Source organism: Noviherbaspirillum aerium (assembly GCF_008929045.1).
GTDB classification, from domain to species: Bacteria; Pseudomonadota; Gammaproteobacteria; order Burkholderiales; family Burkholderiaceae_D; genus Noviherbaspirillum; species Noviherbaspirillum aerium.
Map to the genome: position 1 here is coordinate 1 of NZ_VFAH01000024.1, position 20,282 is coordinate 20,282.

Sequence of the window (20,282 nt, forward strand, 5' to 3'; positions counted from 1 at the left end):
TGCGGGCAACCTCTTGCGAGGTGTCGCTCACTCAAAATACTGACAGAAAAGTATCTTGCGATACTTCCTATTTGTTTCTCTTGTGAGCACTTCATGTTGTTTGAGCTTGCAGCTTGCGCTGCCGGCTCGCCTCATCAAGCGCCCACACTTATCGGTTGTTGGTTGTTAAAGACCTGTTGCCTGACAGAGCGTCGTGTCTGTCGCCGTGCGCTTTGTTTGCTGCGTTTCGCGACGGGAGCCGAACTATAGCAAGCTTGATCGAGTCTGCCAAGCACTTTTTCGCCAAAATGGGACGAAAGCGGTTTTCGCCGTTGAAAGTTATGAATTCGATATCAGGTTCACGCTGAAAAGTCTTCGCTTGCGGACGAACCAGAGCAAATCGATGCCACTCAAACAAGCATGTCACTTCTTCGTTCATGGCATTTTCTTCTGCGCTTCGCGTACCTTGCCTTAGTCGCATCTGCAATCAATGCGTGCTTTGCCATCATCAAACCAATTGTCGAAAATTTAATATACAGGTCAAGCCTTTTGGCAAGCGAGCCGGTCCGGCATTTACCCATACCTGTCGACAGGGTGCAGTCACGTCACTTGCGCGACACGTGGCATGCGTCGCGAAGCAACGGCCGAAAACACGAGGGTATCGATATCTTCGCCGCGCGCGGCACGCCAGTGCGCTCCACGACCGAAGGAGTCATTAGCCGTATCGGCACGAACAGGCTCGGAGGCAATGTCGTCTGGGTTATTGGCCCCGGCGGGCACCGACACTACTATGCCCATCTTGACCAATTTGCCAATGTACGAGCGGGCGAACGCATCAGTGCCGGCGCGTTGTTAGGATTTGTAGGCAACACAGGCAATGCAAAGACAACTCCGCCGCATTTGCATTATGGCATTTACACTTACGCCGGTGCGATCAATCCATTTCCCTTTCTCCTGGCAAGAACAGCCCCAGATGCCGTACGGCATGTAGCGCCTTAGCCGCTCCTGATATCGACGGAGGAGACCGGCGCACCGGCAAGAATCGAACGGTAGAGCTTATGGACCTGTCAATAGAACATTGACAATTCACTTACCGTAACACTTCTACCCATGTCGACTTACCTGCTGCTCAAGACGCTGCATGTCATTTCTTCTGTGTTCCTTGCCGGAGTCGGGTTCGGATCCGCGTATTACCTGTTCTTCGCAAACCGCAGCAACAGCGTTGCGGCGCAAGCTGTCGTGGCTCGGCTCGTCGCACGCGCGGACTGGGCATTCACCACGCCGGCGGGCTTCATCCAGCCCATTACCGGTTTCGGCCTGATGCATATGGCCGGCTGGAAGCTGAACACACCCTGGATTGCCTGGACGCTCGTACTGTATGTCATCGCAGGCGCATGCTGGCTTCCTGTGGTCTGGCTGCAGCTACAGATGAGGAAGATGGCAGATCATGCGGTGGCTACCAACACTGCGCTTCCGGAACGTTACTGGAAGTATGCGCGCTGGTGGGAGAGCCTTGGCTATCCTGCGTTCGCTGCCATGGTCATTATCTATTTCCTGATGGTGACGAAGCCCGCCCTGCCGTGGCCTGGACAATGATTCTGTCCTGCTCTACCGCGTCAACACTGGAAGCACTTCCGCCAGAGCCTGCAAAGCTGTCATCTCTTCTTCAAGAAGATTGCCTGCCCGCCTGTCATGATCCGGAGCTGATGAAATACCTGAGGGCAGGAGATGTATCTGCATGGACGAGGTCTTGACCAGTTCTTCCATGTCGACGTCTTCCACCGAAACATTCAATCGTCTTCCATCGACGATGGTCACGGTACCGGAGCCAATGACTTCGAATTTCTTGCCTCGGCTGATGATGAGCGCGGTATCTTCATCAACGCCGATACCGATCAACCGCGGATGCCTGGCGACTGCCGACGCGAGGCGGTCGAGGCGCCGCCGCTGGGAAAAGTGCTGGTCGATCAGGGCACCGCGCAGCAGGCCTAGCCCGTCACTGATGGTGCGCCCGGTCAGCATGTTGCTTGACATCGCTGCGGCGCCGGCGCTGGTGCCCGCGACACAGAGTCCATTGACGCGATATGCATGGTCGAGCGCCCTCTCGACGCTTGTGCCGCCGATCAGGCTGAGAAGCCGACGCTGATCTCCGCCCGTCAGCAGAACGACATGAGACTTCCCGATCAATGCGGCAAGTTCCGGATTCTCGCTGTCATCGCGCGAGCTGATTGCTGCATGCCTGCGCTGCGTGACACCAAGCTCCTCGAATATCCTGTCGTAGCGTCCCCATACAAATTCCGGGAACGCGCTCGCAGCACTGATGATGGTTACTACAGGATCCGCTTGCCCTGTCAATGCGAGCATGCGCCGGAGGATCAGTCGATCGCCGGTGCGGTCCTCTGCACCGCCGATAATGACGAGATGGCCGGCAGGCTGACGCACGGCCGCCTGCGGCATCGGGTGTGGCGGAGCGTGGTCGGCGCGAGCATTGGAAGCAGCGTCTTTCACGACGCCTGCAACAGTGCAGGAAGCGACCAGCGAGAGGCCGGCAAACAGAAATTTTCTTCTTTTCATGAGCGTGCAAGGTCGGAAACGTTGAAGCGGTTAAGACTTTATTTTCGGTGTCTCGCTTGTATCAGCGAAGACGCAAACCAGCGAGTCCTGGACTCAGACCGGTGTTTCCGCGAAGCGTTTCGAGCAAAGGCGTTTTCGAACGAAGACCAGATGAATGCGTCTATGAACAGCCAGCGGTATCCGCTCATTCATATGCATGATATGGAGCAATATAATATCGGCTCAAGACTTCGCACCATGACTTCGGGGTTTTTCGATGTGTGCAATACGCCCTCGATAATGCAAACCTTCCGCGCTTTTCCACAGAACAAAGCATTGCCCATCGGCGGCAGTGGTTTGGCACCGCATCGTGCTGCAGTGAGTGCGACATCCATTAACTATTGCCACCAATGACAGAATCCACCGAGCAATTACCCATTGCGTCAAGCCGCCCCACCCTGCTTCGTCAAGCCGCCCTGCCCACGCTGTTTCTTATGCTGGGTGTGATTTACGCAAGCTGGGCCGCACGAATACCCGCCATTCGCGACGCACTCGCGCTGAATTCGGCACAACTCGGCATCGTGCTGCTGAGCAGCGGCATTGGAGCGGTGGGTTCGTTTCCGTTGGTCGCCTGGTTGATCAGGAAGCGTGGAGGTCGCCATTCCGCATGGTTGACTGGCCTTGCCTTGCTGGCCAGCCTTCCTCTCTTGTCGATGGCGCCCGGCTTCATCAGCCTCCTGTTGGCGGCGATCCTGTATGGCGCGGCCTCCAGCAGTTTTGATGTGGCGATCAATGCGATAGGTGCGGATGCGGAAAAGGCGGCCGGCCGATCCATCATGTCGGCCCTGCATGCCTGGTTCTGTGTCGGTACGGTTTCCGGAGCGCTGACCGGCAGTGTTGTTGCCGGCATGGGCCTCGACCCGTTCAATCACTTTACCGCGATTGCCTTGTTGTTCGCCGTGCCGCTTTATCTCAGCTATGCCAGCCTGGAAAGGGATGACTTGAAAACGCACAACGCCGAGCGCAGTTTCGCCATTCCGCACGGACCTGCAGTGGTACTTGGAGTCATCTGCTTCTGCGGAGCGGTGGCAGAAGGATCTGTTGCTGACTGGAGCGGCATCTTCATGAAAGACCGTCTTGGCGTCGGCGACGGTATCGCACCACTGGCCTTTGCGGGATTCGCCGCAATGATGCTGGCGGCACGTCTGTTCGGTGACAGGCTCAAGGACAGTTTCGGTGCGCGCCGGGTAATCTGTACCGGCGCGGTGCTGGCGGCGGCAGGCATCTTCATCGCCGTTCCCGCATTCAATACGACGACGACGATTTTCGGATTCGCCATCGCCGGGGCCGGGATGGCAGCGTTATTCCCGTTCGTCTATAGCGCTGCGGCGCGCTATGGTTCAACCGCATTGGCGGCAGTGGCCACGTTTGGCTATAGCGGTAATCTGATCGGTCCACCCATTATCGGCTTCGTAGCCCATGCATGGGGATTGCAGTTCTCACTGGCTCTGCTCGGAGCCCTGTGCCTGTTCATTGCGGCCGCCGCCTCCCGTGCTCGCGCACTTGACTGAACAAATGCGGGCAATCTCCCAGGCCTAAGGATCTCATCGACATGGACGCGAACTCGCGCCATGGCGATACCAACTCGCCATTAGTAGTAGGCAACGCTTGGAGAGCCGGGCTCCGTTTCGATAAGAATCAGATGTTCAGGGGCCATCACGTAACCAAGCTCCCACAGATCCGCGAGCAGAGTTTCCTTTGCCTGTGTCTCCGACAACGCATTCACGCTACTGTTGCCCTTCAGGCCGCGCCTGTTGTACTCAAAATGATAGATCGACATTTATTACCTCTCTGCATTATTCCCGAGACAAAGGTAACAAGGCTGGAGCCGTAAGGAATTGAGTGAAATCAACAAGCTTGTCTCGACTACAGTGGCACTGTGATGGTTCGGTTAATCATCGTGGCGATAAAAGCTTACCCGAGCGACAAGCATATGCAACAGAAAGATATCGGACGCTTGGACACACGGCACGACTTATACCGATCCCTAGCCAAACCATGCCATGAGATTGCGTCTTTTCCGCGTGGCCGCATTGCGCGTCATCCATAATTCGCAATGGACTCCCAATCTGCCATCCCGGCCATGCCGGTCGAAAAAATCATCGACCTAATCTGTTATGGAATGACCTGGGTCTGGTATTACGTTCAGCTTTCAAGCCGCTGGGAAAACCATAGGTCAAGGGAGGAACAGCGAAGAGAAACAACAGGCATGCAAGGACTCGGCAGCGCAACACGGCGAAGCGAGTGCTTGATACATAAAAAGCGGGGAATGAATGTCACATCAACTTTGGATCGATCAAGTCAGATCGAAATGGATTCGGAAAGGAACCGAACCCGTCACAGTAGCGATATCGCCAGACATTGATATGTCTGGTGCCCAGAAGAGGACTCGAACCTCCACGTCTCTCGACACAGCGACCTCAACGCTGCGCGTCTACCAATTCCGCCATCTGGGCGACAGCTACTGCCTGCTTGATCAGCAGGACAGGGATTCATGCAAAGCACCCGCCATAAAGACTGGTGCCCAGAAGAGGACTCGAACCTCCACAGTGTTGCCACCGCTAGGACCTGAACCTAGTGCGTCTACCAATTCCGCCATCTGGGCCCGTCGTGATCCGATGAGAATCACGTCAAGGAGGCGCGCATCTTACCCCATAGAATCGAAATGCTCAAGTGCCTGGAGCACGAATTCTTAAAAAGTTTTCAGGACATCGCTTCCGCGGCTTGAAATGCATGACGTGGCGACTAGAAGCGCCGCGGACTGAATCCATAATGAATGAGATAGGCTTGGCCCTTGTAAACCGCTGCCGTGCACCGTTCGATTCCCTCCCCCGAGTGCAGGATATCGACCAGAAGATAATCGGGCTGGCCGGCGGGAAGTTTCTTGTACAGGCTTGCATGGTCGCGGCGAATCGCGGCGGGAGCCGGCACCACCCATTCACAGGCTGGCAGCGACGCCTGCGAGACTGCAGGAATGGAGGGGGATTTTGGAATTAGGCTGTACATGATCGCATCTGTTTCAAGGAATACCTCCAAGGGACTGCTTGCGCCATTCATGCTCCAAAGCTGGGTACTCAACCCTGGCCAAGGTTCGACGCACCCTGTTTTCGGCGACGGCTGTAAAACACCATGGTCTGGACGAGCACCGCCCATTCCATCTCGTCGCGAAAGACTTCCGCACTCCGCTCCACATAGTGATAGGTCCACCCGCATTCACAGCACTCGGGGCAATCCAGGTCAGGAATCGCCTGCACCATTGCTTCGGTATAGCGCATCAGGTCCTCGATCGAAACTTCGTCCTTGTCCATTGTCTGCCTTTTCGTCACCAGATGATCGATGTCATTGAGACATCGGTTTGCAGCAAGGATTCCACATTCGCTTCAGCAACATCAGTAGCATCACCGCATTCGCTGCAGGCAAGAAACTATCCCTCTATCATTGCAGGATGAAACAGACTCATTCCGCGGGCGCGATAGCGATGATTACGCTTGCCGCCCTGTTGTTTTCCCTGATGGACGCCGGCACCAAATTTCTAGGCGCCCTGCTGCCGATGGTGCTCATCCTCTGGAGCCGATACGCGATACAGACACTGGTCATGGCCGGCACGGTAATCTACAACCGCGGCTGGAAGGGTTTTCGCACCGAGCACCCGCGCGTCCAATTCCTGCGCGGCAGCATGCTGATCATGTTGAGCATTCTTACTTTCTATAGCTTGAAATATTTGCCGCTCGCGGAATTCACGGCAATCATCATGCTCTCTCCCATTCTTGTGACCGCGCTGACCAGCCGCCTCTCGCAGAGGCCGCTGGGCCTGCTGCGCTGGCTGCTGATCCTGACGGCGTTTGCCGGGACCATCACTGTCATCCGGCCCGGCAGCGCACTGTTCGATGTCGTTGCCCTGTTGCCGCTGCTGGCCACACTGGTCTCCGCCGCATACAACCTGGTGACGAGCCGGTTAGCCGTGCTCGACAATCCGCATACGACGCAGTTCTATACCGGCCTGACCGGGGTCGCGCTGCTCTCGCCTCTGATTGCGCTGCAAGCAGGCGGGTTGTACGAGCTTGGCATCCGACTGGAGGCCCGCAACTTTCTTATCCTGCTGGCGATCGGGCTTCTCGGCACCGTGGCTCACCTGCTGCTGGTCATGGCGTTCCGTCGTACGCACCCTGCCGCGCTGATGCCTTTTACCTATACGCAGATTGCCTTTGCCGCCTTGATAGGATGGATTTTCTTTCGCCATTCCCCGGACTTCTGGGCATGGATCGGGATGAGTGTCATTGCCGTTGCCAGTTGTCTATCGGCATGGCTGGACATGCATGAGTCGCGCCGCCGCGTGCCGAAGTGAACAAGTGTGCATTTGCTACCTGCCTCATTGCACGTATTTACATTATTTCCAGTTAAACAAGTTCTTAATCAAGGATTGTATAAATTACACATTCCTGTCGCATCGCTTGGGGCTTATGGTAAAAAGCGGCTTTCTGCGCTTTTTTCATCGGGCCAAGAATAGGATTTCATTGCTGCTCAAGCATTAGTTTCACCGAATCGGAGTCGGCACGCGCTTTGCTAATACCTGTCTACCTAGCGATGATTTTGTTTGTACCGCCGACGGCAGGTTCTTCAGTCATCGACGGTCAAGATAATACTTAAGACTCAGTGCATGCAGATAAGGAGAAATGAAATGGCATACGACAAAGTTGCAGTGGCGGCGGTGAAGGCGGTAAGCAATCTCTTGCAAAAGATGCCCGACGAATCGACCAAGGCAGATGCGCTCGGCGTCATGATGATGACCAACTATAACCTGCTCCGCGATGTTCACGGCGACGAGTTCGTACGCGCATGGTTGCAGACAGCACTTCAAGATCTGGAGCAGAATCCGCCGATCTTTACCAACGCGAACATGCATTAAGATCCTGGCGTCACTCCCCGCTTCGTTTTCGGGGGAATGCGGAACAGTGTCCATAGCGAGGCAGCGGTATCTCTACTTGAAAGACAAAGGCGGCTTCGTTTATTGAACGAAGCTGAACGAAGCCCTGAACGGCAGCTGACGCGATTCTGGCACGATGCACCTTTGCATGGCATGATCCAGCAAGGCCGATTGGGTCGGCCGTTTGCATGGCATATAGCGATACCACGTGGAAGCTTGGCGAGCAGGAAGAAGGCCTGATGCTGGAGCATCAGGCCAGGCAGGCAGTGTTTTAAGACGCTCTTTTAAAACACGCCAAAAAAGCTAAGCAGCAGCAATGTCAGCACAATGGATACCAGAATGGATCCAAGGCAGCCGAGCCGGCTCGAGAAAAAGAAGAACATGATTGCCTCCCTTGATTTGTGATTCTGTTTGCTTGAAGCGTATGAAACTCATACCTCCTCGCATTGAGACAAGGTCACGTCCTTAAAAATTCACTGCTTGCGCCTGTGAGCCAATGAACGGCGGCCGGTTCGCTAGTCCGGACAGACCGGGACAACAGGCATAGGGAAGGACACCATCGGCCAAGCCGCGCTGTCGCGCCTTAATAAAAAGTTACCGCAATTGACGCCGCAACGCCTCGAAGAAGAGTTCCGACTGCAATCGTTCGGACTGAACCTGACTTGCGACCCTGGCAGCCAATGATTCGTCAACCGGGCATAGCTTGAGTCCGGACGACAAGGCGATCACCTGCGCGGCACAGGCGCGTTCCAGATAGTAAAGGTCATCGTAGGCATAATCGATACGCTCTCCGCAGACGATCACGCCATGATTGCCGAGAAAAGCGATGTCCGCGCCGTTCATCGCATTGGCAATGCGCTCCCCTTCTCCACTGTCCAGCGCCAGCCCGTTATAGCGATCATCCACTGCCACTCGTCCGTAGAACCGCATCGCATTCTGTGACAGCGTGGCGTCCAGGGCGCGTGCTTCGGTCAGCGTCAGGGCAGTCGCGTAAGGCATGTGGGTATGCAGCACGCATTGCTTGCGCGCGATCCGGTGCACGGCCGCATGGATGAACATGGCCGTCGGTTCCACTTCATGACGCCCTGCGATCTTGTTGCCTTCCTTGTCCACGATCACGATATCTTCTGCACCAATTTCAGACCAGAGCAGGCCCCGCGGATTCAGGAGAAAATGCTCGGTGTCGGGAATGGCCACGCTGAAGTGATTGCAGACGCCCTCCGCCAGGCCGTGATGGGCGGCGGCACGCAAGGCCAGCGCAAGATCCTGCCGGAGGCGGGTGACGGCGGGCGCGTCAAACAAGGTGTTCAGAACCAGTGTGGAAGTTGTCATGGCGGCGTGCTTGCACTGAAGGTTGAAGGGAAGGCGATGGAGACCCAAGTCCGAGGCAACATTAGCATGATTCGCCATGATTTGTTCGCGTATGCCGCTTTCCTGGGAACGCGATGCACGCGCCGCAAAAAGAAGCGAAAATGCCATCCGCGCGCATCGTCGCATACGGCATATGTCCCGGCGGTGATATCCGGCAGCCGCAGCTGCCTTACCCTGATCCTGTTGCGGCCCTACCGCAGCATCTTTCCCAATAACGCAATAACACAACAACGGACCACCGGCACCGACGCGTGCCTGAAGATTCATGCCCAGCCTTACATCACTGCAAACCGTCAAATCTTCACGAAACGATTGGCTGTCGGAATTGAAATCCACAGCGGCACTGGGATGGCCGCTCATCCTGACCAACCTGGCACAGACCATTCTGACGGCAACCGATCTTGCGCTCATCGGACGTCTCGGTGCCGGCAGCTTGGCCGCGGCAGCGCTGGCGGCGAGCCTGTATCACGCGGTGATGATCTTTTGCCTGGGACTGGTGTCGGCCGTCATCCCCTTGATATCCAGCACGCTGGGCGCACGGCCGCACGCGGTCAGAGATGTGAGGAGCACGGTCCGGCATGGATTCTGGAGCGCGGCCCTGATCTGCATCCCTGTGTGGCTGCTGCTCTGGAATGCCGACAGCGTGCTGATCATGATGGGACAACAGCCGGAAGCGGCAAGGCGCTCGCTGGAATTCATGCATACGCTCCAGTGGGCGCTCCTGCCCTTTCTTTGCTATATCGTGCTGCGCTCCTTCTTCAATGCCATGGAGAAGCCGATATGGACCCTCGCCGTGGCCGGCGTCGCGGTCGGATTCAATGCCTTGGCGGCATGGTGCCTGATCTTCGGCAATCTCGGTTTCCCGGCATTGGGCCTGGCCGGCGCCGGACTTGCCAGCTTCTGTTCCAGCCTGCTGATGTTTACGGGCCTTGCCCTGGTGGTCAGCCGCCATCGACGCTTTCGCCGTTACCGCCTGTTCGGGCATCTGTTCGACCTCGATATCCACAAATTGCGCAGGCTGTGGCAGCTCGGCCTGCCGATCGGCGCCACCTTTGCCTTTGAAACCACCATCTTTTATGCCGCGGTAGTGATGATGGGCCTGATCGGGCAGACGTCACTGGCCGCGCATGCGATTGCGATGCAGATCGCGTCCATCGGTTTCATGGTTCCGCTCGGCTTCGGACAGGTGGCAACGATACGCGTCGGCCGCGCGTACGGCGCCCGGGATCCGGACGGAGTGGCGCGTGCGGGATGGAGCGCCTACATGCTTGGAGTGGGGTTCATGGTCATCACCGCCAGTGTGATGCTGCTCGCACCGACCCGGCTGATCGGCCTGTTCATCGATATCGGCGATCCGGCCAATGCGGAGGTGATCGTTCTGGGCATCGGCTTTCTTGCATTGGCTGCCCTGTTTCAGCTGGCCGACGGAGCACAGGCCGTCTGCGCCGGCATGCTGCGTGGCATCCATGACACCCGCGTGCCGATGCTGCTGGCTGCGTTCGGCTATTGGGGCATCGGCTTGCCGCTAGGCGCGCTTCTGGCCTTTGGGCTGGAAATGGGCGGCGCGGGCGTGTGGCTGGGTCTTGCGGCAGGACTGGGCACGGTGGCCTTACTGATGACGCGCCGCTGGATTCGGCGCGCGCATCACGCTGCTATTGCGATTCCTTGATGAGCCGGCCGGCTGTTGCCTGCACCGGGCGCGCATTCATCGGATACAGGCGGGCAAAGATGGCGATCTGCTGCGGTGAAAGCCGGATGGGTTCCTTCATCACGATCCACAGCACTCCCTCGCTGCAAGGCGGCGTGGTGAGCGATCCCATATAGGTGTAATACTCGCGACGCTGCGGCAGCAGCTGGCTGGCGTCGAGCGAGACGATGGGCACGAGCGGCTCGTTCACCTCCAGGGGCAGGTTGTTCCATACCGTCTGGACCACGGCGTTGGAAGCGCCGCTTTCCACCAGCAGCGCCACTACCGCCAGTCGGCCCTCCGCATCCTTGTGAACAAGATGGGCGACCATCGGAAAACCGCGCCCGCCTATGGTTTCCTCGGCGGGATGATGGAAATGGAATTGCGTCAGCTCGTAGGTGCGCCCGGTCAGCGAGATGCGGTTGCCCGCGCCGAAATTCACTTGTACGGTATGCCCGTTGTTGACGACAGTGAACGAGGTGGGCTTGTAATCGAAACCGATCGGCTCAAGCTCAACCTGGATACCCTCACGGATGTCGATCGGCGACTGCCGGTTGCCAGACTGGCACTTGGCCCAGGCGGGATTGATCTTGCCCCAGCGCTGGGGGCCGGTCTCGCCTTCATAGCTCCAGCGTTCGACCGGCTCGGCCGGGCGCGCCGTGGCATCCCCGCCTGTGGCGGCTTTTGAACGCGCGCCACCGCGTTCGCGGCGGATTTCCTCCTGCCGCGCCTTCATGATCGCGGCAACCTCCCGTTCGGTCTGATCATGCCTGGCCCGGATGGCGGCCAGTTCGGCGGCTCGGCCTGCATTGACGGGGGATCCGTCGGAGCCCGCAAAGCCAGCGGTCGGCAAACAGATCCCCAGGCTCAGTGCTGCGAGTGAAAAAAATCTGTTGTAAGGCATGTCCTGTCCCTATTGTTCCGGCAATCATCATTGTTTCCAAGCAACTGCATTTTAGCCTTGTCTTTGGCTTTGTCGAAGAAAAGCGCTTGATGAAACAACAGCCCGGGAATCCACAGGGCACAACGGAGATGTCGAAAAGTCAAGGCAATGCCGCGGAGGTACGTCATGCGAGCGCATGGCACGGCGCGTCATGCGGCAATCTGTCCGGGTTCGGCAGGCAGGTAAGAGTGAAACCGCTCTAGTTTCGGCACTTCGCCGTGAAGTCATAGGCCTTGTCATACACTGTGGTGTCGACAGCCAGCATGCCAAGCACCGAATGAAACAGATAGTCGTGACTGATCGGCGCATCGGCGTTTCTCTTCAGGCAGTCGGCATCGATGCCGAAGCTCGAGGAAAAACCCGGCGAGAACCAGGCCACCATGGGTACGCCGGTCTGCTCGCGGGGCGCTATCGCATACGGCAGGCCATGCAGATAAAAACCATTCTCTCCAAGGGATTCGCCATGGTCGGATACATAGACCAGTGCCGCGTCGTGGGAAGTTTGCGCCTTCAGCCGCGCTATGGCTTGCGCAAGAAAGTGATCCGTGTACAGCAGGGCATTGTCATAACTGTTGACGATTTGCTCACGGGAACACTTGCCGAGGTCGGCCGTATCGCAGGTGGGAGTAAATTGCCGGAAAGCGTCCGGATAGCGCTGCGAATATGCCGGACCATGGTTGCCGAGCTGATGCAGCACGATCACAAGATTCCCCTTGTTGCGGTCGAGCTCTGCTTCCAGACCGTCAATCAGGATTTCATCAAGGCAGCGCTCGCCGTTGCAGAGAGCCGGATCCCGGGCCTGGTCCAGCTGCTGCGATTCCAGGCCGTCGCAGACGCCCTTGCACCCGGATTGATTGTCGCGCCACAAGGTCTTGATGCCGCCGCGTTCCAGCACATGCAGCAGCGATTCATGGCGATGAATTTTCTTTTCATCATAGTCCTTGCGGCCGAATGGGGAAAACATGCAGGGCACCGAGACTTCCGTATTGCTGCCGCAGGAAGTCACATGCGGAAAATTGAGAACGCCGAGGCCGGCCAGTTCCGGCGTGGTCTGGCGCGCATAGCCGTTCAATCCCCAGTTGGCGGCGCGAGCGGTTTCACCCACGACCACAACCAGCAGCGCAGGCTTGCGCCGACCAGTCCAGGACGATCCAAGCCGCGCATCTTCGCCGACCGGGAGACGGGCGGCATGCTTTCCCGCGTTGTCCGCAAGCAGCACGCCGACGGCGGAGGTCAGATAATTACCCGGCGTGACGAGATAACGGATTTCCTTGTGGTTGCGCAGCAATGCCGAGGCGTTTTGAAACTGCAGTCCGAGCCCGGCCAGAACAAGCGCGAAACTGCCGATCAGGAGTGCGGCGCGCGCAATGACGGCGACCCGCCATGGCCGTTCGGTAATATGTAGGCGCATCATCAGCATGGTCGGCAAGATGCCGAGCAATGCGAGATCCCGCAACAGGGAGAAGGAAAGCAGTTCACGTGCTTCCTTGATGTCGGTATGAAGGACATTGCGCAGCATGCCCGGGTCGAAGAACACCTTGTAATCCTGCATGTAGTGGACCACGCCAGCGGTCATCAGGAAGAGCGCGGCAAGGATAGGCTTGGCAGTACGCCGATGCACCACGAGCCCAAGCAACAGGCAGTGCATGGCGGTGACCACGATGAATAATGCACTGCAAAACAGCCAGGTTGCCGCATGTTCGGCACCTTGGTGCTCCAGTATCGAACGCCAGAACGACTGGTTGCAGAAGACGGTAAAGAACAGGCTGGCCAGGACGATCAAGCGCTCCGTGCTGATGGCAGGACGAGGCAAGGCGTACGCCGTCGAGCCAAGTGAAGATTGGATTTCGCTGCTTTGCGCAGCTGCCGGAATGAGGTACGGTTTGAACACGGTCTGCCTGCTTCCTGTCTGGATGGCGACAAGATAGCGGCGGCGGTGTTATGGCCGCGTCAAGGGCATGTTAAGGATTTGTGAAGAACGGATGGAACAAACCGGGAAGTCATGGCAGGGCAAGTCGTGGGATTGACATGAGGCTGCGACACCTGCCGGGTCCGGGCTGGATATCCAGCCCGGACCCGGCATCTCCCTGATTTTCCTATGCAGGCATTGCCTGAGCCTGGTCAGGTGCCAGGATTGCCGGCGGTCGTGCTTCCTGGCGACAGGCAGGGCCAGATATCGTTGGCGATGCGCCAGGTACGTTCCGGCATCACGATGATTTCGTTCGCCGGCTGTCCGGCCGGAGCATCGAAGACGCTGATCCTGACCTTCAGATCGCCATTGGGAAACTTCCTTGGGTCGAACTGCAGGCGGGCCACACGTCCATCGTCCGATACCGTGAAGCTGCCATATATCGGCGTGTAGCCGGCAGGCGGCAAGAGTTCGACATTCTTGATCCGCGCGCCCATGACTTCCAGCGTGACCATGCTGCAGACATAGCTGCCGTTCCCCGGCGCGCTGGTAAGCTGGGCGCTGAAGGGTCCCGGTGGCTGGTTGCCGCCGGGCGACAGGCAGGGCCAGGTATCGTTGGCGATGCGCCAGGTGCGTTCCGGCATCACGATGATTTCATTCGCAGGCTGCCCGGCCGGCGCATCGAAGGCGCTGATCCTGACCTTCAGATCACCATTGGGAAATTTCCTTGGGTCGAACTGCAGGCGGGCAATCTTGCCGTCGTCGGAGACCGTGAATTTCCCCAGTATCGGCGTATAGCTGTTCGACGGCAGCAGTTCCACATTCGCGAGACGCGTGCCGCGGATTTCCAGGGTCTGCATGTGGCAGACATAGGTATTCGTCGCGGGCGCGGAAATCAGGCTGGCCGTGAATTGCGTGCCGCCGCCCGAACTGCCTGGCGATGCGCAGGGCCAGGTATTGTTGGCGATCTTCCAGGTCCGCGCCGGCATGACCACGATTTCTTCCGCCGGCTGGCCGGCGGCGGCATTGAATGCGCTGATGCGCACCTGCAATTCACCGTTCGGGAAATTTTTCGGATCGAACTGCGTGCGTGCCGTCGTACCGTCTGCCGACACGGTGAAGCTTGAATAAATCGGCGTATAACTCCCCGACGGCAGAAGCTCGACGTTGCGGATGCCGCTGCCTCGCACTTCAAGCGTTGCCGTTGAACAGACATATGACCCGTCCGCCGGCGCGCTGCCGAGCGTGGCACTGAAACCGGAAGCCGCACCGACTTCCGTGCCGGCCAGCAAGGTCGAAGCGCCCGCCATCGACGCACTCGGCGACGTATCGCCACCGCCGCCGCCGCATGCGGTCAACATCATCACTGCGGCACACATTACCGCTCCCAGTAACCTGGAGGGAGCCAAGGCACGACATTTCATTTCCACTTCCTTTCTCATCATTGTGATCAGCAATCGGTCCCTGAACTGTTCAACTATTCAGCTGTTCATGACTTCGTCTGGAGCCAATACCAGGCCCTAGTCATTCCATCCCATGAGACGCGTCCTTTTTCCGGCTGGCCTCGTTGCGCTTGCGCTTGCACTCGTTTTCCATGGCGTGGTCATGGATTCCTTCCGTGCGCTGCCAGCCGAAAATGCCATCGCTCCCATCAGTCATGTCATGTCCCGGGCTGGGTATAAGTTAGTAATCCGTGGCTCGCAAAAGTCTGATATTTCGCAATGGCGCAGGATAAGCAACAGCGTGTGTGCGGCATCGGTAAGCGATCTGTAAGTGCGCCGACGGCATCTGTATATAAATTCCGTTTGCCTGAAAATTTTTGTGCGATTTATACACACGTCGATAATGTGCAAACTCCGCCATGCCTGCGCTCGATATAATCTTTCGCTTGGTCTGCCATTTCCCAATGAAGCGCATTGCGCGCATGAAGTGAGCTGAAAGTGTCGGTTCCTGTTGTCAAATGGAATCCCGGGTCGTCTGCCGTCGTTCCGCCGCCTGGCGGCCCGGGGCCGGCCGCGCCGCCGCCCTATGCAAAGCTCTCGCGGCCCAGGGTTCACCAAGCCTGCCACCGGCCGCGACTGTTCGATCGCCTGCATGAGGCATGCCGCGACAATGCAGTCGTCTGGATCAGCTCGCCTCCCGGCGCGGGCAAAACCACGCTGGCTGCCAGCTTTGTCGCGGTTCACGGACTGCCGCATCTCTGGTACCAGATCGATCGCCAGGATTCGGACCCGGCGACGCTGTTTCACTATCTCGGGCAGGCCGCCCATGCCGCCTTCGCCGCCGGGCCGCTGGTATTGGATGATGCCGAAGTGGAGACGGCAAGTTATGCCCGCCGTTTCTTTCGCGAGTTCTACAGCATGGTTCCCTCGGGCTCCGTGATCGTCTTCGACAACCTCCATGAATTCGACTGGGACCATGCCGGCGGCCTGCTGGAAATCGCCTTCAGCGAAATTCCCTATGGCTTGACCGTGTTTGCCCTTAGCAGGAACGGCCTGCCCGCCCGCCTTTCACGAATGGCGGTGAACGGCCTGCTGAAAACCCTCGGATGGGATGAGCTCCGCTTCGACAAGCAGGAAGCGGAAGCGCTGCTCGCGCAGCTTCAGCCGCTGATGGCGGTCGAGCCCGCACATCGCGCCCTGCTCGACAAGACGGACGGCTGGGCCGCGGGCATCGTCATCCTGCGCGAGGAGTTAAGCCGCGCTGCCATCAATGGCGGCACGGATAGTGTGCATGCCGCCTGCCGCGACGCCATCTTTCACTACTTCGCGGGCGAAGTCATGGACCGCCTGCCCAGGCCGGCACAGCAGCATTTATTCACGCTTGCCTGCCTGCCTCCGCAAAGTTTCCCTAACACACGACATGATGGGGAGCAGGCCGCCGCCGACCTGGTAAACCGCCTGTGCGACAACCGCTGGTTCGTCCGCCGCACCGGCGGTCAACCGGAACGTTATGACTTCCATCCCTTCTTCCGTGAGTTTCTTCAGCATCGGGCACGTCAGCAGCTCGGGCCCGAAGACTATGCAAAACTGATGCGGCAGGCCGCCCATCAGCTGGAAGCCAGGGCGACCGCACTGCCGCGCTTCGGCTGCTGCATGAGGCTGGCGACAGCGATGCCCTGGCCAACATGCTTCTTCGCCATGCGGCGAGCATGTGCTTCGGCAACCAGGCCGGAGCATGGCAGGAATGGACACGGCAATTGCCGGCGACCACCATGGAGGCGCGGCCGTGGCTTTGTTATTGGCTTGGCATATCGTTCATCCAGAGCGATCCGCCGCTGGCACGGCAATCCTTGCGCAGGGCCGAGCATGCCTTCATCGCCAGCGGCGACGCCGCGTCGGCATTGCTGGCGATGGCGGCCATCGTCGATTGCCATTATTGCGAATGGAACGATTTCGCTCCCTTGAAGCGGCTGACGCAGACCATGCTTGGCCGCCTGCGCTCGCTGGACCCGAACGCCATGCCCGCCGAAAAGGAACTCGTGATACGTTCGCGTATCCTGCTGGGTTTGTATCTGACCGACCTGGAAGCGCCCGATTTCCAGGACAACCTGCGCGAGGTGCTTGACATCCTGCCCTGCTGCACCAGCGAGAGCGAACAGCTTGCCGCAGGGACCATTGCGCTGCATTGCCTCAACTGGTGCGACGCTGCCGGCGCCCGCAATCTGATCGTGGCATTGAGTCATCTGATCGACAGCGATGCGATAGCGCCTGCGCACAAGGTTTCCTGGGCGCGCGCCGCTCTCTACCGGCACCAGCTCGATGGCGACCGCGATGCCGCCGAGCGCATGGTCGAGCGGATGCGCGGTCTGGCATCGGAAGACGGCGTGCAGCATCTGCGCTTCCATGTGCAATTCCGCATCGGCGTGCAGCAGCTTGCCAGGCGCGATCTTGCCGCGGCGCGGGCGACGCTGGATCAGGTGCGAACGCTGATGAATCCCCAGCGCAAGCTCGAAGTCGCCTACCAGAAGCTGCTGGAGGCAGTATACCTGTTGCAGGGCGGTGATCACGGCAAGGCGCGCAAGACCGCCGAAGAGGCCCATGCCGCCGGCGACATGCTGCCGGCCATGCGTTATCAGCTCAAGCTTCTGGTCGCATTCTGCGCGGCGCACATGGCCGACTGGGAAGCCGCCTCGCGCTGGGCCGCCGACGCAGTCAGCCATGCTTACGGCCGCGACAAGGACATCGCCAACGATGCCTGCCTGATGCTGTCGGCATACCGCCATGCATCCCACGGCGAAGCAATGCAGGCCTCGGCCTGCCTGCAGGCGCTGCTTGCGTCTCAGCGGCAGAAGGGATTGTCGCTGGACCTGTACATCGCTTCCTTTCCCGGCATCTCCGGGCCGCTGCTGTCTCTGGCCATGCGTGAACGCATTGAATCCGATTTCGCGCGCCGCCTGATCCTGCTGCATCGCTTGCCGCCCACGGACCGCAGCAACGCACAATGGCCCTGGCCGGTGACCGTAAGAGCGCTCGGCAGGCTTGAACTCACGGTACAGGGGGAGCAGAAAAATCCCGCCGGCAAAGCCCAGCAACGGCCGATGGCTTTGCTCAAGGCACTGCTGGCTGCAGGTCCTGAAGGCGCTGCGCAGACACTGCTCGCACGGCGATTGTGGCCGGAAGCAGCCGATGCGAAGCCGGCGCTGCATGTGACGGTGCATCGGCTGCGCAAACTGCTCGGTCACGAGAGCGCCGTGCTGGTGAGGCGAGGCATCGTGATGCTTGGCGAGGACTGTGTCTGGACCGATGTGGATGCATTGGCGGCAGTGTGCGAACGCATCGAGCGCGCGTCCCCGGCGGCGGAGACATCCGTTCTTCGGCAGTACTCGCATGAGCTGCTTGATCTGTATCGCGGCGCATTCTGCGACGGCGACGAGGAAAGCTGGATGATGCCGCTGCGCGACGGAATGCGGACCCGTTTTCTCGGCGCCGTGGGCCAGCTGGGTCTGCGCCTCGAGAAACTCGGGGAATGGATTCTGGCCCAGCAGTTGTACGGACGCGCGCTCAAGGCGGAGCCGCTGGGCGAGGCCATCTACCGCGGCCTGATGCGCTGCGCCTGCGCGCAGAACGATCCCGCCGGCGCGCACAGCATCTACCGGCAGTGCCGGCAAACCTTGTCCATCGTTCTCGGCAGGACGCCCTCGGTCGAGACTGAACGGCTCTTCATCGATCTCGGGCTCGGCACCAGAGGCTGAGCGCAGCGCGAGCAGAAGATACATGCTCGCCGTCGTCCTGCAGGATGTCATGTGCCTGGGCCGACCGCACACTGGCAAGACCGCGCCGCGATGCCATTTTTGCACTGACTTCCGTATGGTTTCGTACAAAAGCTTTGTCGAAGAACGCAAATCACGGATAATTCACCATCGCAATCACATCGTGCACCCATGCCGTTGACTTCTGGTCATCGCATGCCGTCGAACCAATTCATACATGAACACACCGGATCGCCTTGCAGCCTGCCTTCCGATCGCCACGCATATTACCTACAGCGGCAGATTTCGCACATCCAACCTGCGCTTCAATGATGAACAGTTCGCACATTTGCATGTTGTCGGAGAAGGATCGGTTTGCATTGTCACGGATGACGAAACGCACCCTGTAACGGGCCCTGCCCTCGTGTTCTGCAGGCCAGGCATCGCGCATGCCGTCGTGGTGCCGGAAGGCGCTTGCGCGACAATGCTGTGCTCGGCAATGCTGTTCGATTACGGGATGAACAATCCGCAGCTGAAAACCTTGCCCGCCTGTCTTTCCATTCCGCTTGCCGAAGAGGCGTCGCTCACCCGCGGCATGCCCACTCCCAGCCTCGCCGCCGATACGCCGTTCAGTCTGGCGACGCAGAGAACAGTGGTGGAGGCGCTGTTCAGCACAAGGATTTCGCCCAGGCTGGCCGCCGTGTCCAAGAATGGCAAACCTGCCGGCGCGGACAGCGAACCGCCGCAACCGCCATCCGCCGCACCGTTTCCGGACGCTGTCCTGCCGCGTCTTGGCGATTTCGAATCATCTTCCCGGGAAGTGCTCCGCTACTTGCGGCAACGCCTGGACTTCGATCTGTTCATGATTACGCGAACCGAAGGCGATGACTGGACCGTGCTCCAGTGCGACGACCGCCGCTACGGCGTCTCGCCGGGAGATGTATTCCGCTGGTCCGACTCGTTCTGTTCGCATATGGTCAAAGGCGCCGGTCCACGCATTGCCCCGAATTCCGATCTGATCCCGGCCTATGCGACGGCGCCGATCGGCCGGCAGGTGCATATCAAGGCTTACATCGGCATTCCCCTGCTGCACGACGATGGCAGCCTGTTCGGCACACTTTGCGCCATTCACCCCTCGCCCAAACCGGCCACGCTCGCGGCCGAACAGGCGTTGCTCGAGATGCTGACAGGCCAGCTCAATCGTATCCTGTCGCTGGAACTCAAGGCGGCGGCAGGAACCCGGCGGCTCGAACAGCAACAGCTCGCCTCGCGCGTCGATCCCGCAACGGCGGCATACACCGTCGAAGCATGGCGCACCTTGCTCGCCTGCGAGGAAATCCGTTGCCGCAGATACGGCCATCCCGCGGCGGTGCTTGCGGTACGGATCGAGCCCGCCGGGATTGAGAACGAGGCATCCGCCGGGTTGGCCGAGACTTGTCTGACCGCCGCGGCGGCCGCCTTGCGCAGGAAGGCGCGGGACGGAGACATCGTGGCCCGCACTGCAGACCGTGAGCTTGCGCTGCTTGCGGTCGAGTGCAACAAGACGAAGGCGGCGTCGCTTGAGACAGGGATGCGTGCCGCCCTGGATGCCGAAGGCATCGGCGCATCAGTGAGCCTGTCCATGCTCGCTCCACGTTCCGCCACTCTTGAGGCTGCGAACTAGGG

Annotated in this window: 18 protein-coding genes and 2 tRNA genes; 10 read left to right on the top strand and 10 right to left on the bottom strand. The window is 59.0% G+C overall.

Features of this window, described 5'->3' with window-relative positions; genetic code table 11:
• Positions 1-399 precede the first annotated feature (399 nt).
• Positions 400-978: a M23 family metallopeptidase gene (locus tag FH061_RS24145; protein WP_151638396.1), complete on the top strand. Its 579-nt coding sequence runs from the start codon at positions 400-402 to the stop codon at positions 976-978.
• Positions 979-1,089: 111 nt separating this feature from the next.
• Positions 1,090-1,575 carry a DUF2269 family protein gene (locus tag FH061_RS24150; protein ID WP_151638397.1) on the top strand — a complete coding sequence of 162 codons (486 nt, stop codon included), beginning with the start codon at positions 1,090-1,092 and terminating at the stop codon, positions 1,573-1,575.
• 12 nt (positions 1,576-1,587) lie between these two features.
• Here FH061_RS24150 and FH061_RS24155 read toward each other — a convergent pair whose 3' ends face one another.
• Positions 1,588-2,553: a cyanophycinase gene (locus FH061_RS24155; RefSeq protein WP_151638398.1), complete on the bottom strand. Its 966-nt coding sequence runs from the start codon at positions 2,551-2,553 to the stop codon at positions 1,588-1,590.
• A gap of 162 nt (positions 2,554-2,715) precedes the next feature.
• Between FH061_RS24155 and FH061_RS24160 the strand changes: the two genes are divergently transcribed.
• Positions 2,716-2,946: a hypothetical protein gene (locus FH061_RS24160; RefSeq protein ID WP_151638399.1), complete on the top strand. Its 231-nt coding sequence runs from the start codon at positions 2,716-2,718 to the stop codon at positions 2,944-2,946.
• Positions 2,943-4,103 (top strand): MFS transporter, encoded by a 1,161-nt coding sequence (locus FH061_RS24165; RefSeq protein ID WP_151638400.1) that lies wholly within the window; start codon positions 2,943-2,945, stop codon positions 4,101-4,103. The genes FH061_RS24160 and FH061_RS24165 overlap by 4 nt, the downstream gene beginning before the upstream one ends.
• 80 nt (positions 4,104-4,183) lie before the next feature.
• On the opposite strand, the gene FH061_RS24170 is transcribed toward FH061_RS24165, so the two are convergent.
• The 5 genes from FH061_RS24170 to FH061_RS24190 form a co-directional block, all read right to left on the bottom strand.
• Positions 4,184-4,372, bottom strand: coding sequence for a hypothetical protein (locus tag FH061_RS24170; RefSeq protein WP_151638401.1), 189 nt, complete (start codon positions 4,370-4,372; stop codon positions 4,184-4,186).
• Positions 4,373-4,963: 591 nt separating this feature from the next.
• Positions 4,964-5,048, bottom strand: a tRNA-Leu gene (locus tag FH061_RS24175).
• A 62-nt stretch (positions 5,049-5,110) separates the two neighbouring features.
• Positions 5,111-5,197: transfer RNA gene (locus FH061_RS24180), tRNA-Leu, on the bottom strand.
• 140 nt (positions 5,198-5,337) lie between these two features.
• Complete coding sequence (locus FH061_RS24185; RefSeq protein WP_151638402.1) at positions 5,338-5,649, bottom strand: hypothetical protein; 312 nt, start codon at positions 5,647-5,649, stop codon at positions 5,338-5,340.
• Between the two features lie 17 nt (positions 5,650-5,666).
• Complete coding sequence (locus FH061_RS24190; RefSeq protein WP_151638403.1) at positions 5,667-5,900, bottom strand: hypothetical protein; 234 nt, start codon at positions 5,898-5,900, stop codon at positions 5,667-5,669.
• A gap of 137 nt (positions 5,901-6,037) precedes the next feature.
• On the opposite strand from FH061_RS24190, the gene FH061_RS24195 reads away from it, so the two are divergent.
• Positions 6,038-6,937, top strand: a complete 900-nt coding sequence (locus FH061_RS24195; RefSeq protein WP_151638404.1) for a DMT family transporter — start codon at positions 6,038-6,040, stop codon at positions 6,935-6,937.
• 333 nt (positions 6,938-7,270) lie between these two features.
• Positions 7,271-7,498 carry a hypothetical protein gene (locus FH061_RS24200; RefSeq protein ID WP_151638405.1) on the top strand — a complete coding sequence of 76 codons (228 nt, stop codon included), beginning with the start codon at positions 7,271-7,273 and terminating at the stop codon, positions 7,496-7,498.
• 612 nt (positions 7,499-8,110) lie between these two features.
• Here FH061_RS24200 and FH061_RS24205 read toward each other — a convergent pair.
• Positions 8,111-8,848 carry an aldolase gene (locus FH061_RS24205; RefSeq protein WP_151638406.1) on the bottom strand — a complete coding sequence of 246 codons (738 nt, stop codon included), beginning with the start codon at positions 8,846-8,848 and terminating at the stop codon, positions 8,111-8,113.
• A 364-nt stretch (positions 8,849-9,212) separates the two neighbouring features.
• Here FH061_RS24205 and FH061_RS24210 point away from each other — a divergent pair, with 364 nt between their 5' ends.
• Complete coding sequence (locus FH061_RS24210) at positions 9,213-10,556, top strand: MATE family efflux transporter (RefSeq protein WP_225984847.1); 1,344 nt, start codon at positions 9,213-9,215, stop codon at positions 10,554-10,556.
• On the opposite strand, the gene FH061_RS24215 is transcribed toward FH061_RS24210, so the two are convergent.
• The 3 genes from FH061_RS24215 to FH061_RS24225 form a co-directional block, all read right to left on the bottom strand.
• Positions 10,540-11,478, bottom strand: coding sequence for a carbonic anhydrase (locus FH061_RS24215; RefSeq protein WP_151638408.1), 939 nt, complete (start codon positions 11,476-11,478; stop codon positions 10,540-10,542). The two genes, FH061_RS24210 and FH061_RS24215, sit on opposite strands and share 17 nt — an antisense overlap.
• A 238-nt stretch (positions 11,479-11,716) precedes the next feature.
• Positions 11,717-13,330 (bottom strand): phosphoethanolamine transferase, encoded by a 1,614-nt coding sequence (locus FH061_RS24220; RefSeq protein ID WP_225984848.1) that lies wholly within the window; start codon positions 13,328-13,330, stop codon positions 11,717-11,719.
• Between the two features lie 308 nt (positions 13,331-13,638).
• Positions 13,639-14,790 carry a hypothetical protein gene (locus FH061_RS24225; RefSeq protein WP_192805229.1) on the bottom strand — a complete coding sequence of 384 codons (1,152 nt, stop codon included), beginning with the start codon at positions 14,788-14,790 and terminating at the stop codon, positions 13,639-13,641.
• 576 nt (positions 14,791-15,366) lie between these two features.
• On the opposite strand from FH061_RS24225, the gene FH061_RS30675 reads away from it, so the two are divergent.
• The 3 genes from FH061_RS30675 (at position 15,367) to FH061_RS24235 (ending at position 20,280) form a co-directional block, all read left to right on the top strand.
• Positions 15,367-16,833, top strand: a complete 1,467-nt coding sequence (locus FH061_RS30675; protein WP_192805230.1) for a MalT transcriptional regulator family protein — start codon at positions 15,367-15,369, stop codon at positions 16,831-16,833.
• Positions 16,719-18,620: an AfsR/SARP family transcriptional regulator gene (locus FH061_RS24230; RefSeq protein ID WP_192805231.1), complete on the top strand. Its 1,902-nt coding sequence runs from the start codon at positions 16,719-16,721 to the stop codon at positions 18,618-18,620. The genes FH061_RS30675 and FH061_RS24230 overlap by 115 nt, the downstream gene beginning before the upstream one ends.
• 235 nt (positions 18,621-18,855) lie before the next feature.
• Positions 18,856-20,280 carry a GAF domain-containing protein gene (locus tag FH061_RS24235; protein ID WP_151638412.1) on the top strand — a complete coding sequence of 475 codons (1,425 nt, stop codon included), beginning with the start codon at positions 18,856-18,858 and terminating at the stop codon, positions 20,278-20,280.
• Positions 20,281-20,282 lie beyond the last annotated feature (2 nt).

Coding starts and splice junctions, on each gene's coding strand:
- FH061_RS24145 (WP_151638396.1), top strand. CDS start 400: ATGTCACTTCTTCGTTCATGGCATTTTCTTCTGCGCTTCGCGTACCTT.
- FH061_RS24150 (WP_151638397.1), top strand. CDS start 1,090: ATGTCGACTTACCTGCTGCTCAAGACGCTGCATGTCATTTCTTCTGTG.
- FH061_RS24155 (WP_151638398.1), bottom strand. CDS start 2,553: ATGAAAAGAAGAAAATTTCTGTTTGCCGGCCTCTCGCTGGTCGCTTCC.
- FH061_RS24160 (WP_151638399.1), top strand. CDS start 2,716: ATGAACAGCCAGCGGTATCCGCTCATTCATATGCATGATATGGAGCAA.
- FH061_RS24165 (WP_151638400.1), top strand. CDS start 2,943: ATGACAGAATCCACCGAGCAATTACCCATTGCGTCAAGCCGCCCCACC.
- FH061_RS24170 (WP_151638401.1), bottom strand. CDS start 4,372: ATGTCGATCTATCATTTTGAGTACAACAGGCGCGGCCTGAAGGGCAAC.
- FH061_RS24185 (WP_151638402.1), bottom strand. CDS start 5,649: ATGAATGGCGCAAGCAGTCCCTTGGAGGTATTCCTTGAAACAGATGCG.
- FH061_RS24190 (WP_151638403.1), bottom strand. CDS start 5,900: ATGGACAAGGACGAAGTTTCGATCGAGGACCTGATGCGCTATACCGAA.
- FH061_RS24195 (WP_151638404.1), top strand. CDS start 6,038: ATGAAACAGACTCATTCCGCGGGCGCGATAGCGATGATTACGCTTGCC.
- FH061_RS24200 (WP_151638405.1), top strand. CDS start 7,271: ATGGCATACGACAAAGTTGCAGTGGCGGCGGTGAAGGCGGTAAGCAAT.
- FH061_RS24205 (WP_151638406.1), bottom strand. CDS start 8,848: ATGACAACTTCCACACTGGTTCTGAACACCTTGTTTGACGCGCCCGCC.
- FH061_RS24215 (WP_151638408.1), bottom strand. CDS start 11,478: ATGCCTTACAACAGATTTTTTTCACTCGCAGCACTGAGCCTGGGGATC.
- FH061_RS24225 (WP_192805229.1), bottom strand. CDS start 14,790: ATGATGTTGACCGCATGCGGCGGCGGCGGTGGCGATACGTCGCCGAGT.
- FH061_RS24235 (WP_151638412.1), top strand. CDS start 18,856: ATGAACACACCGGATCGCCTTGCAGCCTGCCTTCCGATCGCCACGCAT.